Origin of the sequence: Bradyrhizobium sp. 153 (genome assembly GCF_023073835.1) — a bacterium.
Taxonomy (GTDB): domain Bacteria; phylum Pseudomonadota; class Alphaproteobacteria; order Rhizobiales; family Xanthobacteraceae; genus Bradyrhizobium.
On the sequence record NZ_JADPKH010000132.1, the window covers coordinates 35,342 to 49,628 of the forward strand.

Annotated in this window: 15 protein-coding genes, 1 tRNA gene and 1 pseudogene; 8 read left to right on the top strand and 9 right to left on the bottom strand. The window is 63.4% G+C overall.

Annotation, left to right across the window (positions count from 1 at the left end):
• Window positions 1-12: 12 nt before the first annotated feature.
• From IVA91_RS31425 to IVA91_RS31435, 3 genes are all read right to left on the bottom strand, one after another.
• The gene (locus IVA91_RS31425) at window positions 13-453 is read right to left on the bottom strand and encodes a DMT family transporter (protein ID WP_247276224.1); all 441 of its coding nucleotides are present in this window, start codon (window positions 451-453) and stop codon (window positions 13-15) included.
• A 79-nt stretch (window positions 454-532) separates the two neighbouring features.
• Window positions 533-1,084, bottom strand: a complete 552-nt coding sequence (locus IVA91_RS31430) for an AraC family transcriptional regulator (RefSeq protein WP_247276225.1) — start codon at window positions 1,082-1,084, stop codon at window positions 533-535.
• A 234-nt stretch (window positions 1,085-1,318) separates the two neighbouring features.
• The gene (locus IVA91_RS31435) at window positions 1,319-1,669 is read right to left on the bottom strand and encodes a GrlR family regulatory protein (RefSeq protein WP_247276239.1); all 351 of its coding nucleotides are present in this window, start codon (window positions 1,667-1,669) and stop codon (window positions 1,319-1,321) included.
• Between the two features lie 258 nt (window positions 1,670-1,927).
• Here IVA91_RS31435 and IVA91_RS31440 point away from each other — a divergent pair.
• Window positions 1,928-2,421, top strand: a pseudogene (locus IVA91_RS31440) (hypothetical protein).
• Between the two features lie 55 nt (window positions 2,422-2,476).
• Here IVA91_RS31440 and IVA91_RS31445 read toward each other — a convergent pair.
• Complete coding sequence (locus tag IVA91_RS31445; RefSeq protein ID WP_247276227.1) at window positions 2,477-2,860, bottom strand: VOC family protein; 384 nt, start codon at window positions 2,858-2,860, stop codon at window positions 2,477-2,479.
• A 238-nt stretch (window positions 2,861-3,098) separates the two neighbouring features.
• On the opposite strand from IVA91_RS31445, the gene IVA91_RS31450 reads away from it, so the two are divergent.
• The 3 genes from IVA91_RS31450 to IVA91_RS31460 all read left to right on the top strand — a co-directional run bounded on the left by IVA91_RS31450 (window position 3,099) and on the right by IVA91_RS31460 (window position 4,507).
• Complete coding sequence (locus tag IVA91_RS31450; protein WP_247416855.1) at window positions 3,099-3,614, top strand: hypothetical protein; 516 nt, start codon at window positions 3,099-3,101, stop codon at window positions 3,612-3,614.
• 160 nt (window positions 3,615-3,774) lie between these two features.
• A complete protein-coding gene (locus IVA91_RS31455; RefSeq protein ID WP_247276229.1) occupies window positions 3,775-4,278 on the top strand; it encodes a hypothetical protein in 504 nt (167 codons plus the stop codon).
• 152 nt (window positions 4,279-4,430) lie between these two features.
• Window positions 4,431-4,507, top strand: a tRNA-Arg gene (locus IVA91_RS31460).
• Between the two features lie 240 nt (window positions 4,508-4,747).
• Here IVA91_RS31460 and IVA91_RS31465 read toward each other — a convergent pair.
• Together IVA91_RS31465 and IVA91_RS31470 are read right to left on the bottom strand one after the other, a co-directional pair.
• Entirely contained in the window at window positions 4,748-5,020 is a 273-nt protein-coding gene (locus tag IVA91_RS31465) for a hypothetical protein (protein WP_247276230.1), read from the bottom strand.
• A gap of 417 nt (window positions 5,021-5,437) precedes the next feature.
• Complete coding sequence (locus tag IVA91_RS31470) at window positions 5,438-5,701, bottom strand: hypothetical protein (RefSeq protein WP_247276231.1); 264 nt, start codon at window positions 5,699-5,701, stop codon at window positions 5,438-5,440.
• 290 nt (window positions 5,702-5,991) lie between these two features.
• Between IVA91_RS31470 and IVA91_RS31475 the strand changes: the two genes are divergently transcribed.
• Together IVA91_RS31475 and IVA91_RS31480 are read left to right on the top strand one after the other, a co-directional pair.
• Window positions 5,992-6,438, top strand: a complete 447-nt coding sequence (locus IVA91_RS31475; RefSeq protein WP_247460114.1) for a hypothetical protein — start codon at window positions 5,992-5,994, stop codon at window positions 6,436-6,438.
• A gap of 99 nt (window positions 6,439-6,537) precedes the next feature.
• A complete protein-coding gene (locus IVA91_RS31480; RefSeq protein WP_247460116.1) occupies window positions 6,538-7,410 on the top strand; it encodes a DMT family transporter in 873 nt (290 codons plus the stop codon).
• 128 nt (window positions 7,411-7,538) lie between these two features.
• Here IVA91_RS31480 and IVA91_RS31485 read toward each other — a convergent pair whose 3' ends face one another.
• Entirely contained in the window at window positions 7,539-7,832 is a 294-nt protein-coding gene (locus tag IVA91_RS31485; protein WP_247460118.1) for a histone, read from the bottom strand.
• 323 nt (window positions 7,833-8,155) lie between these two features.
• Between IVA91_RS31485 and IVA91_RS31490 the strand changes: the two genes are divergently transcribed.
• On the top strand, window positions 8,156-9,886 hold the full coding sequence (locus IVA91_RS31490; protein WP_247460120.1) for a Cache 3/Cache 2 fusion domain-containing protein: 1,731 nt from the start codon (window positions 8,156-8,158) through the stop codon (window positions 9,884-9,886).
• Window positions 9,887-10,028: 142 nt separating this feature from the next.
• On the opposite strand, the gene IVA91_RS31495 is transcribed toward IVA91_RS31490, so the two are convergent.
• Entirely contained in the window at window positions 10,029-10,688 is a 660-nt protein-coding gene (locus IVA91_RS31495) for a peroxiredoxin (protein ID WP_247460121.1), read from the bottom strand.
• Window positions 10,689-11,070: 382 nt separating this feature from the next.
• Here IVA91_RS31495 and IVA91_RS31500 point away from each other — a divergent pair, with 382 nt between their 5' ends.
• Window positions 11,071-11,643: a hypothetical protein gene (locus IVA91_RS31500; protein ID WP_247460123.1), complete on the top strand. Its 573-nt coding sequence runs from the start codon at window positions 11,071-11,073 to the stop codon at window positions 11,641-11,643.
• Window positions 11,644-11,698: 55 nt separating this feature from the next.
• On the opposite strand, the gene IVA91_RS31505 is transcribed toward IVA91_RS31500, so the two are convergent.
• Window positions 11,699-13,552 carry a nucleotide pyrophosphatase/phosphodiesterase family protein gene (locus IVA91_RS31505; RefSeq protein WP_247460126.1) on the bottom strand — a complete coding sequence of 618 codons (1,854 nt, stop codon included), beginning with the start codon at window positions 13,550-13,552 and terminating at the stop codon, window positions 11,699-11,701.
• Between the last annotated feature and the right edge of the window lie 735 nt (window positions 13,553-14,287).

The window sequence follows — 14,287 nt, forward strand, 5'->3', positions numbered from 1 at the left end:
TGCCGGCGATCGTTACCCGCGAACGAGAGCCGCGCCCAGGATGAGACACCCGGCGCCCAACGCCCGTGTCAACGTGATCGGATGGTGCGGCAGGCCGAACAGGCCGACGTGGTCGAACGCCAATGAACCAAGCAACTGACCCACGACGATCAACGTCAACACCGTCGCCACGCCGAGGCGCGGCACCATGAGGATGCTGGTCGCGATGAAGATCGCGCCGAAAATTCCCCCGGTCCATGCGATCCAAGGCGCTCGTCCGGCCAGGGCGGCAGCGGGTATCGGCTCGCGCACGACGATCAGGACCAGCAGTAATGCGATTGTCCCGCCAAGATAACTCACGAACGCCGCCCACCTCCCTGATTGCATGGCCTTGCCAAGACTGGCGTTCAGCACCTGCTGAAAGGCGAGGCTCAGGCCCGCGGAGAGGACGACGAAGGCTGCCAGAAGGTTCATGCGCGGCTCGTAATGGCATGGGAAGTGGCGCCAGCTTAGCGCCTGGAGCCAATTCACGTCTGGAACGAAATCGACCGCCTCAATCTGCGAACGCGCAGCGGTAGGCGGCAGGCGTTGCGCCGTAAGCGCGCCGAAACAGGCGACCAAGGTGGCTCTGGTCGGAGAACGAGCCGGCATAAGCCACGTCCGCGACGGTGTCGCCGCACTTCAAACGTGAGCGTGCCGCTGCCAGTCGCAGCGCAAGACGATAGGCGGCAGGGGTCATTCCAATCTCTCGCTTGAACTGCCGAATGAAGCCGTCGGTCGATCGGCCCTGGCGTGCCGCGATCGTGCGGATGTCGAGATCGTCGCACGAAACCAGCTCCGTCAGCGCGGCACGTTTGGCCGGCAGCGTCAGACGTCTCGGGCACGGATCATGCGAGCCGATCGCGTCGAGCATCTCCTCTGGCAAGGTTGCCCGCGAGTTACGGATGCAGAACGGCCCCGAGATCCTTCTCACCGCCGCATGAACGCCCGGTAAATAGAGATGGTTGACGATCGAGCCCGCGCCGCCTTGCGAGGCGTGCGGTACGCCCGCCGGGATGACGACGATATCGCCCGCGATGGCGAGAAACTCTCCGAATGTGGTCATGTACATGCGCCATCCCTTGTGGACGGCGGCGACCTGGACATTCGGGTGAAGGTGACAGGCGAGCGCGACCGCCTGTGCCGCCGCGAGGTGGCCGAACTCGATCGCCGAGTCACGTGCCCATGGGCGATATGTCCACGATCTAGGCATCCTCACTGCATACGATCTATTGCTCAGGATGTCAGGAGGCTGCTGCAGACTGGTTTTGAGCCGTGCGTCGTGACTTATTGGCACGCCCTAATCGACGTCGGCGAGCCTGTGCAGCGTCGCGCCGAAGATCTGGCTGGCCTTGCCGACCAGCGCCGTGCCGGTCATCTCCCCGCGCGTCTCCGTGAAGGTGCCACTGACGCCGATGCCGACCGGGGCGGGGCCGCCGAACAGCGGATTGTCGTCGCCCCGCGGCGAGGTGTGGCGCTGCACCAGCACTTCGCCCTTGAAGGTGTTGTCCTTCACGGTGTAGCTGCCGGTGTAATAGAGGTAGGCGTCGCCGCCAAGAATCTTGCCGTCGCGGAAAAGGATCACGCCGCTGCCTTTGCCGACCCGACCGTCGAGCAGGCTCACGTGAATCGAATAGAGGCCGTTCTTCATCACGTCCCGCAGGCCGGCCGCCATCGCCCAACGGCGTAACCGGTAGAGCATTTATGCCAAAGCGCATCGCACGCGCAACGCGGCAGTTTAGCGGGCGGCAGGGGCATCGCCGTCGCGAGCCGTGATTGTTCCGGCTTGTGCGTGACGCCGTCATGACGCTCTGATGATGAGGCGAGGCCGGACGTTGCGCATTGGAGTTGGCCCGCGAAATGCATAGCCATTATCGCACTGGCCGCGGAGTGCTGGAGCAAGACGAACGTGAGCAACTGGATCGATTCCGGCGGCGTTGAGCCGCGTCTGTACAGTGTGCGTCCCGCGAATTGCAAAAGCGAACGACGGCGGAGCGGCACCGCGACACGCTGGCGAAGCTTGATAAGGCTCGCGTGCGCCTTGGGCCTGAGTGCGCTTGCGGCCTCCTTCGGGCACGCGCGTGACCGTGGCCAATTCGCGAACACCAATCCGGACTTGAAGGCCTGGTTCGACGGCTTGCGAAGCGGCAAGGGGCCTTGCTGCTCGGACGCCGACGGCTCGGCCGTCTCGGATTCCGACTGGGACAGCAAGGACGGGCACTATCGTGTCCGCATCCCGCGCTACGGCTCGGGCATCGACGGCCAGCCGCAAGAGCTCGTCTGGGTGGACGTGCCCGAGGAGGCCGTGATCTCGGAGCCCAACCGGGTCGAACCATGGTCTGGCCGATCTACGGCCCCATGGGCGTCACCATCCGCTGCTTTATGCCTGGTAGCATGACATAGGCCACCAAGCGACGCTTCGCCCGGAGGGCTGATGCCTGATGCCGCCCGCGCCACGTCAGGTATACTTGGTGTCGCGCTCGAGCAGTTCGATGGAGATGCCTTCGGGGCCGCGGATGAAGCAGATGCGTACGCCGGGCCTGATCGTCGTCGGCTCGCGTGTGAAAGTGACGCCCTTGGCCTTGATCTCGGCGGCGACGGCGTCGATGTCCTTTACCGTCAGACCAAAATGGTCGAGGCCCTGATGCGGATGCGCGGGCGGCGGGCTGACGGCGCTGTCGCCTTCGAGCGGCGCGATGAATATCCTGGCCCCGCCAAGGTTCACGTCGATCCGTCCGGGCGCCCGCACGATCTCGCCACCGAGGATGTCGCGCAGCCAGGCCGCCGTGGCCTCCGGATCAGGGCTGCGCAGATGGACGTGATCCCAAGTGACGACTGGCATTTCATTCTCTCCCAATGGGACCTTCGGATGTTGCGCCGCATGTTAACGGCCCCTGCCGGTGATCACCACCGTCCTTGCCGATTCGCAACGGCCGGGAACCTTGGTTCGTGTTCCCGATTAAGGTATCCAGCGGCTCGGTCCGTCGTCGGACGGGCGTAAGCCGCTGTCGGTGACGAAAACCATGAACGCTGGGCTTGACCGGATCGGGTTGAGGCGTTTCGCCGGAATCGGCGAGCGATTGGCGCGGACCGTGACGGTTGCGAGCGTCTCGTTTGGCCGAAGTTTGCTGTGGTTGCTGGCAGCGATCATCGTCGGCTGCGGAATCTGGATGCTGCTGCCTCTCTCCAAAAGCAATAGCGCTGAGTCGGGGACGTCGGAGCTGGCAGCCGTCGAGACGGCTCCTTCGGGCGATTCGGCCGGCGCGGGCGCGCCGGCCCCCGAAGCTCGGGCGCCGGCAATGGCAGAACTCGGTCGTCTCAGGATTTCATCGCAGACCTGGCGCCGCGGCGGCCTCGGCTCGAAGGCGCTGGTGACGTTCACGCTGCGAAACGACAATGACTATGCCGTAAAGGATGTCGAGATCGTCTGCGCTTTCGCGCGGCGCGACGGCAGTCATCTCACCGATCGCAGCCGTGTGCTGGCGGACCCCGTCAGCATGAAGAGCCGCAAGACCTATGCGCAGATCCCCGTCGGCTACGTCAATGTGAACGCCGATCAGGCGAAGTGTTCGCTGGTTGCAGCGCGCCGCGCGTAAAGCGCTGCATTTTCCGATAGCGGAAAAGTTACCGTCCGCAAGACTTGGCCAAAAAACTTCGCGTCGCCATTTGAACCGTACGGCTGGGCTAGGAACCAATTAGAAGATCGCCTGTTGAGGCGGAGAGCCCACGCGGGGATGCGGGGGGCGGAGCGCGGCTATGCCCATCTTTCGGTATTTCATCTTTGTCGGTGGAGCTTTGCTCGCACTGTTATTTGCCGTGGATTTCGTTCTGCCGGCGTCACCAGTGACGCAAACTGTTGCGACGGCGAGCAACGACCAGCCACTGATCCGGATCCGGTCCGATCGCCATTTGCCTGAGCGCGTGGTGCTCGATACCAGCCAGCCGACGATTGCCGCGCCTGCGATGAAGACCGCCACCGTCGCGGCGCCGCAGCCGCCGGATACCGCGTCGGCAGCGGCCCTCGCGGAGATGTCGGCCAAGGCGCGGGTGCGCGAGACCTTTGCCCAGTTTACCCCTGGCTCGAAGGCCGACAGCGCCGCCAAGAAGCCGCAGGCCCAGGCTCAGCCCAAGCGTAAGGTCGCCAGAGCGCACACGGCCCCGCAATATGGTGGGCCGCAGTATGGTGGGCCACAACAGTTTGGCCGGCCGATGCTGGTGGCCCAGCAGCCGCATTTCGGTCTTTTCAACACGACCTGGTGAGAGAGCCTTCGACTCGTCTCGAACGGCGACGGGTGGGGCTTTATATTGGGCAGCCTCTCTGCTAATTCGAACCCATCCGAACGCCGCCCGCTGTGCGGGCTCGCCAACAGTGGTCAGGCGCGTCTCGGTTGCGGCCCAATCTTTGGGCCAGGGCGCTCGTAGCTCAGCTGGATAGAGCATCGGATTTCGATTCCGAGGGTCGGAGGTTCGAATCCTTCCGAGCGCGCCACGCTTATGTTTGTCCAGCCCGGAGACATAGGTAGCAGGTCGTACCTGAGACATGGGTGACAACCTCGTGCCGAACGGGTTGTCGAGGGTTGCAGGGTTTACGCCATGCATTGATGGCACAGCCCATTATTGCTCGGCCCGCGCTTTCACCGTCAACCCCGCGCGCCAAGGGCGCGCCCCTGCGGGCTTCCAGATGCGTCTTCTCGCAAAAGCGAAGGGGCCCCGAGGGCCCCCTTTGATATTACCAGCGGCGATAGCCGTAACCATAATAGCGTGGGCCGTAGTAGCGCGGCGCATAATACCGGGGGCCGTAGTACGGCCGCGGCCCGTAATACCCATAATAGTTCGGACGCCACCAGCAGCGTCCCCAGGCGTTGCAGACCATGCGGACCTGCTCGACGTCGGAGACCTGCGAAGTTGCAGGCGCGGGCGCGATGGGCATGGCGGACGCCGCCGGCGATACCGCGAGGGCACCGAACAAGGATGCGGCGACGAGGCCAATCTTGAGCTTCATGATGTCTTCCTCCGCTGACGCGAGGCAGGATATCGATGATGTTCTGATCAAATTGTGGCGGACCCGAAATGTAATGCTGATGAACAAATCTTCGGTCAGCCGAGCGTCAGGGATGATCTTAACGGCACCAAACCATCTCTGATTCAGTGTTGCGCGTGCGCCGGCAGGTGCTCGCACGACTTGCGGCCAGCCTTGATCCTGCGCAATTTTGCGGGGCACGGGGCGGCCGTCTCGATGTTGACGTCAGCGCGGGCGAGACCTCGGCCCCGACCATGGTGGCCTCACCGCGCGCGCTGGCATGATCCGCGCCGATTATTCTGACTCGTGCACAAGGCGTATCGGTCTACGAGATCGAGAAGCAATTGCTGCTCTCGGGCGCCGCGAAATAAGAACGCCCGCGGGAAGGAGCGGCGCCCCTCAGTAGCAGGGGTGCCGGCGACCGTCCTGGCCGATATAAGCGGCTGCGCTTCGGTAGCAGTGGTTGGTCGACGGGCCGTCGTAATAGGCGAAGGTGCCGGGGGTGATGCCGGGTCCGTAATTGTGCAGATAGCTGATCGGGTAGGGCAGCGGGTTGACGTAGGAGCGGTGGTAGCGGTGGTGTCCCCGCGCCTCCGCGAGGCCGGGGGCTAGGATTGCAGCCGACAGGACAGCAACTGCGGCTACAAGCTTCAACTTGCTCATCTGATTCTCCGGAACCTGCGCGAATGGGTCGGCTATGTATAGCAATTTCGGGTAGTCAGGACATCGGTCCGGAGGCTCGGAATCACGCCCAAACCGCAGATTTCCGGGTGGGTGCGACAGAATTGCCGGACATGCGGTCGAAAGCTGCCCATTTTTGGCCTTTTCGGGATGCTTAACGAATTCCCCACACAAGTGTGACCAAATAGTATTCGGTTTAGAATCCCTCGCCGGCCTTTTGGGGGCTCCTTCGAGGCCGGTCCATTCCTGAAGGCTTTCGCCGTCACGTCGCCATGCGCATCATGCTTCCGAGCCTGCTGTTGTTGTGCCTCGCCGCCGCCATGCCGGCGCGCGCCGAGCTGCACATCACCCGCGACCACGGGGGCTATGTCGAGGAGTACAAGGCCAAGTACAAGCGCGTGCGCGAGAAGGGCGAGCGCGTCATTATCGACGGCATCTGCAATTCGGCCTGCACGCTCGTGCTTGGCATCGTCCCGATGAACAAGATCTGCGTAACGCCGCGCGCCAGCCTCGGCTTCCATCAGGCCTATTACGACAAGGCCTTCACCTTCGGCATCAAGGTCACGAGCGCCGAGGGTACCTCCGATCTGATGTCCTACTATCCCGACAAGGTGAAGGACTGGATCCGCCGCAATGGCGGGCTCACCACTGATATGAAGAAAATCAAGAACGGGGTCGAGCTCTGGAAAATCATCGACCCCTGTCCGGAAGAGTGGTGAGCGGCTGAGCCGCGGCTCCCCGCTGTTCGTCGCAGCGCAGCATCGCTCGTCCAGAAATTCGTATTGCCGCATGGGGCCCCATCGGGCATGGAGGCGGCAATGAAGCACAATCCGGAAGCCCTGACCGCCCGCGCGGCGCCGATCCTGTTCGTCCTGCTCTGGAGCACCGGATTCATCGGCACGAAATACGTCGTCGACAATGCCGATCCCTTGACCTATCTCGCCATCCGCATGGCGATCGTGGTCGGCCTGATGGCGATCATCGCGGCGATCGCGCGACCGAAATGGCCTGATGGCACCGGCATTGCGCACAGCGCGGTCGCCGGCATTCTGGTCCATGGATTCTATCTCGGCGGCACCGCGATCGCGATCGCGCATTCGATTCCGGCAGGCCTTTCCGCGCTGATTCCGGGTTTGCAGCCGATCCTGACCTCGACCATCGCCAATCGCTGGCTCGGCGAGAAGGTGACGCCGGTGCAATGGACCGGCCTCGTGCTCGGCCTCGGCGGCGTCGTGCTGATCCTGCACAACCGCCCGATGAGCGGCGAAGCCGGGCTCGGCTGGCTCGCCTCGGTGGTCTCGCTGATCAGCATCACCCTCGGCACGCTCTATCAGCGCCGCTACTGCAATCACATCGACTGGCGCGCCGGCAATCTCGTGCAATACCTGTCCGTCACCATTTTCTTCGCGATCGGCGCCTTTCTGTTCGAAGACCGCGTGGTGCACTGGACGCGCGAATTCGTGCTCGCGCTCGCCTGGCTGGCCGTGGCGCTCTCGATCGGATCGATCGGGCTGTTGTACTGGCTGATCCGCCACGCCGCGGCAACCTCGGTCGCGAGCCTGTTCTACCTGGTGCCGGCCGTGACGGCGCTGATGGCCTACCTGCTGTTCGGAGAAAAGCTGGACGCAATTGCCATTGCCGGCATGGCGCTCTGTGCCACAGCGGTCTTTGTGGTCAATCGACGCTTTTAAAGGTTTCCGGTGCGTACAGCCCCGACGGGTGCTCGCAGTTTTGCTGCTGGCGTATTCTGAAGGCGCTGGGTATCTCCAGAGCGTCTCCGGGCGCGCCCGCACCCGAAGACCTGCTCCGAGCGTTGCGGTCAGCGCTTGGCCTTCTTGGCCTTCTTCTTCGATTTGGTGGCTTTCTTGGCGGCCTTCTTCGCAGATGTCTTGGTGGCCTTTTTTGCGGTTTTCTTGGACGACTTCTTCGCGGCTTTCTTCGTGGTCTTGTTGGCAGCCTTCTTGGCCGTCTTTTTGGCAGCCTTCTTCGCCGCGACCTTCTTTGCGGCTTTCTTCACCTGCTTGACGGCGGTGACTGCGGCGTCCTTGGTCGCTTCCACGGCGGTGGTGATCGTCTCCATCGCCTGCTCGGTGATCGGCTTCTCGTTGTCCATATCGTCCCCCATTGTTTGAACGGAGCGATGACGATAGCGGGTTTCAAGATTGTGTCAAAGCAACGCTCAACCTATGCGGATCTTGCGTAGGCTGCGAGCGCGGCGTCCCGCTCGCGTGATCGCTGACCGGCTGCGGAGTGGCGGGTGGCCGGACAGGCGGAGATCGCCGCCGAGCGAGACGATGAGGGGCGGAGCGCTTGGCGTGGTGAGGGGGCTTCTTTACGATTCGGAAAGAATGCCCGCGCCCGGCGGTGCGAACGGTCGTTAATGGGGCCGTAAGCCGATTGCATCAATATGCAGGAGTTACGGGGGTCACTCGATTCATGTCCAACTTTCTAACGGCGAAACTTCTGCCGCAGTTCAAGCTCGGCACCAAGGCAGTCCTGTGCGCCGTGCTGCTGATCGCCGTGAACACGGCGCTCGTGGTCGGCTCCGGCTATTGGTCGCTGACATCCGCATTCAACGATCGTGCTCTCCGCGACATCGAGGTCAACCTGCGCACGCTGGCGCTGGCCTTCGCCGAGACCGTTCCAGACGTCAAGATCACGGTGAGGGATGGCGCAGTCGCACGCGCCGAGATTCCCAAGATGCCCGAGCTCAGGGATCACGCCATCGTCGATCGCGCAGTGTCCTATGTCGGCGGCAATGCGACCCTGTTCGTGTTCGACGAGGCGAGCCGACAATTCGTGCGACGCTCGACCAATGTGAAGAAGGAGAATGGCGATCGCGCGGTCGGCACCCAGCTTGCCGCCGATCATCCGGGACAGGCGCCGCTGCGTCGTGGCGAGGCCTATAAGGGGCCGGCGACGCTGTTCGGCAAGTCGTTCATGACCGCCTATTTCCCGATCTTGGACGCGACCGGCAAGGTCGCCGGCATTCTCTATGTCGGCATCCCCATGGCCCAGTTCGAGAGCATGCTGTCCCAGGCGATCTCGAGCATGGCCGCGGCGGCCGGTCTCGCGGCGCTCCTGGTCCTGATCCTCACCTTGGTGATCGTCCGCCGTGTCACGAAACCGCTCACCTCGGTCACGCACTCGCTCACGGCGCTTGCCAACGGCCAGAGCGACGTCGCGATCGAGTGCGAAGATCGCGCCGATGAGATCGGCGAGATCGCCCGCACCGTCGCGGTCTTCAAGAGCAATTCGCTGGAGCGGGCGCGCCTGCGCAGCGAGCAGGCGGCGGCAACGACTGCCGCGGCCGAGCAGCGCAAGGCGGAGCTTCGCAGCTTCGTCGAGGAGTTCCGCGGCAGCGTCGGCGGCATTCTCGACAAGGTGCTCGCATCGTCGGGCGAATTCGAGCGCGTGGCACGGCAACTCACCGATGTTGCGCGCTCCACCGCCGAACTGTCGGCGCACTCGGCCGGAGCTTCCGAAAACGCCTCCGAGCACGTGCGTTCGGCAGCGTCGGCCTCCGACGAGCTGTCCCAATCGATCTCCGAAATCACCCGCCGGGTGCAGGAATCCAACGAGATCTCCGCCGAAGCGGTGCGGCAGGCCGAGGCGACCGACCAGCGCATCGCGCAGCTCTCGGAAGCCGGCGCGCGTATCGGCGACGTCGTCAAGCTGATCACCTCGATCGCCGAGCAGACCAACCTGTTGGCGCTGAACGCCACCATCGAGGCCGCCCGCGCGGGCGACGCCGGCCGCGGCTTCGCCGTGGTGGCCCAGGAGGTCAAGACGCTGGCCGGCCAGACCGCCAAGGCAACAGACGAGATCTCGAACCAGATCGAGAGCATGCAGCTCGCGACCGAGGAATCGGTCGCCGCCATCAAGGCGATCAGCCAGACCATCGAGCGCATCAGCGGCATCGCCGGCTCGATCTCGGCTGCGGTCGAGCAGCAGAAAAGCGCGACCCACAACATCGTGGCCAGCGTTCGTGCGGCGGTGTCGGGCACGGCCGATGTCGCCGTCAATGTCCGTCACGCCGCCAAGGGCGCGAGCGAAACCGGCGAGACCTCGAGCCGGATGTTTGCCTCGGCCCAGGCGCTGTCGGGCGAGAGCCTGCATCTGAAGGCCGAGGTTGACGGCTTCCTCGACCGCGTCCACGCGGCCTGATCCAACGCGGTCATTGCGGGGCGTCTTCTAAAGGACCGACCTCTGGTGCGCAATTGTGCACCAGAGAATCTCGAGATCCCCCGGTGCGCAATTGCGCACCTGAGGTCTGGGTTCGTCGGACCATCGCGGGATGGCAGCTCGGTTATTTCGGCTGCGGCACGATGCGGATGTAGGGCTTCGGCTCCTTCCAGCCCTGGGGATAGATCGTCTTGGCCTCGTCGTTGGAGACCGAGCCAGCGATGATGACGTCCTCGCCCTGGGTCCAGTCGGCCGGCGTCGCGACACGATGCTTGGCGGTGAGCTGGAGCGAGTCGATGACGCGCAGGATCTCCTGGAAGTTCCGCCCTGTGGTCATCGGATAGACCAGCACCAGTTTGATCTTCTTGTCCGGCCCGATGATGAAGACGTTGCGAACAGTCTGGTTGTCGGCCGGCGTGCGGGTGAGGGGATCGCCCGAGGTCGAGGCCGGCAGCATGCCGTAGAGCTTGGAGACGTTGAAATCGGTGTCGCCGATCATCGGATAGTTCGGCGCGGCGCCTTGCGTCTCCTTGATGTCCTCCGACCATTTGGAATGGCGGTCGACTGGATCAACCGACAGGCCCATCAGCTTGACGCCGCGTTTGTCGAATTCCGGCTTCAGCTTGGCCAGCGCGCCGAGTTCGGTCGTACAAACCGGCGTGAAGTCCTTGGGGTGCGAGAACAGCAGGGCCCAGCTGTTGCCGATCCAGTCATGAAACTTGATCTTCCCTTCGGTGGTCTCAGCTTCGAAGTCGGGGGCGGTGGCGCCGATCGGAAGTGTCATGGTTCTACCTCATCTCTTTGAATTTACTATGGAATTCATCTCGGGCCGTTATCATCAGTATAGGGTTTTGGCGAAGCCAAGTGAACCGGCTCAAGTAAAATGTGAATTCCTTCTTCGAAAGGCCGATCTTCTAGCACCTTTCTGTTACCGCGGCGCCTGCGGCGAAACATCTCCACCCGGGGTGACACGGTGCCGATTGCCCCGATAATGCCGTTTATGACTTCCATCACGCTCGCCCGGCGCTTCCTAGAACCAAAATGGTCCTGACAGCGACCAATTGGCAACCATCTAGAAAAGTCGCGATCCCCGTATCGAATCGTTAACCACCCCTTTACGTCGGCATGAAAATGCTGGCCGATCAGAAGAAGTCTGGAAGTGAACTATGTCTGCCGCTGCGCCTAAGCCTACCGAGCCGTCGTCCCTCGAACCGTCCTGCCGCGATACGGCGGCCCATGCGCTGAGCATCGTGCGCGACGGCGTGATCACGGGCGAAGGCCCGACCACCAAAGGAAGGGTGCATTTCTCCCGTTCGCTCGATGCCGACGACACCGCCTGGTGCGTACGCATCCTGACGGCCACTGCCGTCAACGACCAGCCGGTGACCCGCACCGAGGCCGAAGTATTGTTCGAGATCAACGAGGCCGCGACCGAACGTACTGACGGTGGCCGGTTCGACGACCTGCTCGCCAAGGCCGTTGCCCATTATGCAGCCAGCGCCTCGGGCCTGAAGGTGCCGCCGCGAAGCGTTGCGCTATCGGCCGACACCGAGATCGAGAGCTGGGCACCGTCCTATGCCTCCAAGGTCAACAGCGAGATGCTGGAGTGGATCGCCGGCCAGATGCGCGGCAAGCGCCAGAACAACCGTCGCCTAATGGCGATGGTGGCGACCTTCCTGGGCGCCACCGCACTGCCTCTGGCGGGCCAATTGCCCAACGTGTTCGACATTGGCATGTAAGGTTTTAAGCATTTAACATCTACGCGCCTCATGCAGACGCGATCGAGCGGCGGGGTCATTTCCCCGCCGTTTTTTGTTTACCGCCCTCAAGCTCGAGCCCGAGCGTGCGGCCGGGGAAGCCGGCGGCATCGAAATAGCGCTGGCTGCCGACGCGCTGGAAGTTCAGCACGGTCATCAGGCCATCCTCCGCCGGTTTGGACTTCAGCGTGCCGGCATAGGCCTTCGGCATCGTGCCATTGAGCAGGGCCTCCGAGATCACGCGGCCGACGAGAACGCCGTTCTGCGCGCTGCGCAGGCCCAGGAGCCGGGCCGCGGTCATGCCGACGTCGGCGTTGCTGACCGGGATCTCGTCGACATAGCCGGCCTTGAAGTCCGGACCAATGGCGGCCATGAAGTTCATGGTGTCGCCGCGGCTGAAGCTGCCATGCATGCCCTGGCCCTGGCGCAGCACGGTATCGGCGACCTGCACCGAGCAGTTGGTCGGCGCCTCGCCGCAATCGCTGGCATAGGAGCGGAAGTTGACGACGATCGACGGCGTCGGCGTCGCCGCCTTGCCGCGCAGATTGATGCTCGACAGTGGCAGCGTGCCGGGGAAGCGACCGAGCGAGTCGTGGACGAACAGGCCGGAGACGTAGTCCTGCTCGAGCAGCGCCTTGATCGTCTTCGCCGCCAGCGTCTTGTCTTTGTTAGGCAGATAGATCAGGTCGGAGCCGCCATTGGTCGCGACAACGAGATCGGGCTTGGTCGGATCTTTGCCGAGCACGCCGTTACCGGCCTTGGGATGCTTATTGCCTTCGATCTTCGCATTCTTGTCGTTGGGATCGAACAGCGGCAGGTCGAGCGCTTTGGCGAGGTCGAGCGCCAGGAAGCCCATCGGCAAAAAGTCCGTCGGCGTGTCGTCATAGCTGATCTTGGCCGAGGGGCTGGTCTTGCTCTCCTTGGAGATGGTCGAAAAGCCGTGGTCCGCGGAAACGATGATGTTGGTCGATGTGGCGAGCCCGAGCTCGTCGAGCGCCTTGCGGAGCTGGGCGAGGTTGGTGTCGGCATTCTTGATGCCAGCCATCGAGGTGGGACCGTTGATCCCAGGCATGATCTGATTGAGGCTGTCACCGGTATTGTGCTGGCTGCCGTCGGGGTCGCGCGACCAGAACACCAGCACGAACGGCTTGTTGCGCGCCTTGAACATCGGCAGCACCACCTTGGTGGCGACATCGGCAAAATAGGCCTGTTGCGCGACGTTGGCGACGGTGGTGCCAGGGGTTTTGGCGTCGCCCGCCTTGGAATTGTCGCCGCGTGGTGGCGTGGCGGTGGGCAGGCCGGCCTTGGTCAGCGCGTCCTTCACCTCGTCCGACAGCGCGACACCGTTCTTGCCGCCGGTGGAGTCGTCGAACACGACCGAGTGCAGACCAGCCCTGTCGGGCTTGTCCGTGTGGTCGAACTGGTAGGTCGGGCCGACCTTGCCGATCGCCGCGGTGCTGAACCCCTTGTCGCGGGCCATCTTCAGGATGGTCTCTTCGTTCAGATAGTCGCCCTTGAAATGCTCGTCGATGTCGCCGAGCACGGCATCGTTTTCGATAAAGGGGACGACGGTGTCGCCGGCGGGGACGGAGGTGTAGTTGGTCCAGATCGTGTTGGAGAAAACGCCGGTATCACCGAGATAGTGTCCGGTCGACATCGCCGAGCCGTTGGCCATGGTGAAGGTCGGGAACAACGAATGCGGGTTCTTGAAGTTGACGCCCTTGTCGCGGACCTCGGCCATCGCCGGAGCCGTCTCCGGTGTGACCTTCAGCGCGCGAAGGCCGTCCGGAATGAACAGGATCAAGTTGCGGGGCGTGTTGTTCTGGGCGGAGGCAAGTCCGGTGGACAGGAATGTCAGTCCGGCGGACAGCAACACCAGTGAGCGGCGCATCAAATCTCTCCCTGCGGTGAGGCGGCTTGGCCGCGACCGCGGCCCCCGGCTCGTTTAGTTTCGCTGCATGACACTTTCGTTACAAGAGCCGTTGGCGATGCAGGAGGCGGGTAAGGGTGGCGATGCATGAATCTCGTGTCCCGGACGCGCTGCGTCGCAAGGGCTCCTCGCGATGACGATCAAGAGGCGGCGGCCTGATTCTCCAGGTGACGCCGCGCCACCGGTCTCGCCTTCGGCGAGCCCGATGACAGGCCCCGGCGGGGAATCCCGTACGCCGCGGCGTCTCTGTTCACGCACTGCCGTCTCGGCGTACTGGATCGCCCGGTCCCGGCTCCGCCAAGGCTACGCCGAGGCCCACAGGAGTGCTCGGCCCGCCGAAGCCTTGGCGAAGGCGGCAAGCCGGGCGATGACGGCGAGTGTGTGGTGGCAGACACATCTTCGCATCCTCGCGGCTTGTTCGCCCGAGCTCTGCTTCGGTGCCTTGCCCTCATAATTGAAGAGGGCGCAGGGAAGACCGGGCGCCGGCTGGCGCCCGCGGTCCGCTGTGCGCAAATGCGCCGGAAACAGATGCACAGCGGCATACAGGGCAGCCTGGACATCCCGGCCTTCCCTGCGCAATGGTTTTACGGCTTATGGCGCGCTCTTGTGTCTGGGAAATCTGCCAGAATGTGCAAACGGGCGGTTCTCGCAAAACCGCCCGTTGCTGGATCTGAGCCCGGTCGCGCTCAAAGGCCG

What these genes read in the sequence shown, in the direction of transcription:
- IVA91_RS31425 (WP_247276224.1), bottom strand. Translation starts at nt 453, where the DNA reads ATGAACCTTCTGGCAGCCTTCGTCGTCCTCTCCGCGGGCCTGAGCCTC.
- IVA91_RS31430 (WP_247276225.1), bottom strand. Translation starts at nt 1,084, where the DNA reads ATGACCACATTCGGAGAGTTTCTCGCCATCGCGGGCGATATCGTCGTC.
- IVA91_RS31435 (WP_247276239.1), bottom strand. Translation starts at nt 1,669, where the DNA reads ATGAAGAACGGCCTCTATTCGATTCACGTGAGCCTGCTCGACGGTCGG.
- IVA91_RS31445 (WP_247276227.1), bottom strand. Translation starts at nt 2,860, where the DNA reads ATGCCAGTCGTCACTTGGGATCACGTCCATCTGCGCAGCCCTGATCCG.
- IVA91_RS31455 (WP_247276229.1), top strand. Translation starts at nt 3,775, where the DNA reads ATGCCCATCTTTCGGTATTTCATCTTTGTCGGTGGAGCTTTGCTCGCA.
- IVA91_RS31465 (WP_247276230.1), bottom strand. Translation starts at nt 5,020, where the DNA reads ATGAAGCTCAAGATTGGCCTCGTCGCCGCATCCTTGTTCGGTGCCCTC.
- IVA91_RS31470 (WP_247276231.1), bottom strand. Translation starts at nt 5,701, where the DNA reads ATGAGCAAGTTGAAGCTTGTAGCCGCAGTTGCTGTCCTGTCGGCTGCA.
- IVA91_RS31475 (WP_247460114.1), top strand. Translation starts at nt 5,992, where the DNA reads ATGCGCATCATGCTTCCGAGCCTGCTGTTGTTGTGCCTCGCCGCCGCC.
- IVA91_RS31480 (WP_247460116.1), top strand. Translation starts at nt 6,538, where the DNA reads ATGAAGCACAATCCGGAAGCCCTGACCGCCCGCGCGGCGCCGATCCTG.
- IVA91_RS31485 (WP_247460118.1), bottom strand. Translation starts at nt 7,832, where the DNA reads ATGGACAACGAGAAGCCGATCACCGAGCAGGCGATGGAGACGATCACC.
- IVA91_RS31490 (WP_247460120.1), top strand. Translation starts at nt 8,156, where the DNA reads ATGTCCAACTTTCTAACGGCGAAACTTCTGCCGCAGTTCAAGCTCGGC.
- IVA91_RS31495 (WP_247460121.1), bottom strand. Translation starts at nt 10,688, where the DNA reads ATGACACTTCCGATCGGCGCCACCGCCCCCGACTTCGAAGCTGAGACC.
- IVA91_RS31500 (WP_247460123.1), top strand. Translation starts at nt 11,071, where the DNA reads ATGTCTGCCGCTGCGCCTAAGCCTACCGAGCCGTCGTCCCTCGAACCG.
- IVA91_RS31505 (WP_247460126.1), bottom strand. Translation starts at nt 13,552, where the DNA reads ATGCGCCGCTCACTGGTGTTGCTGTCCGCCGGACTGACATTCCTGTCC.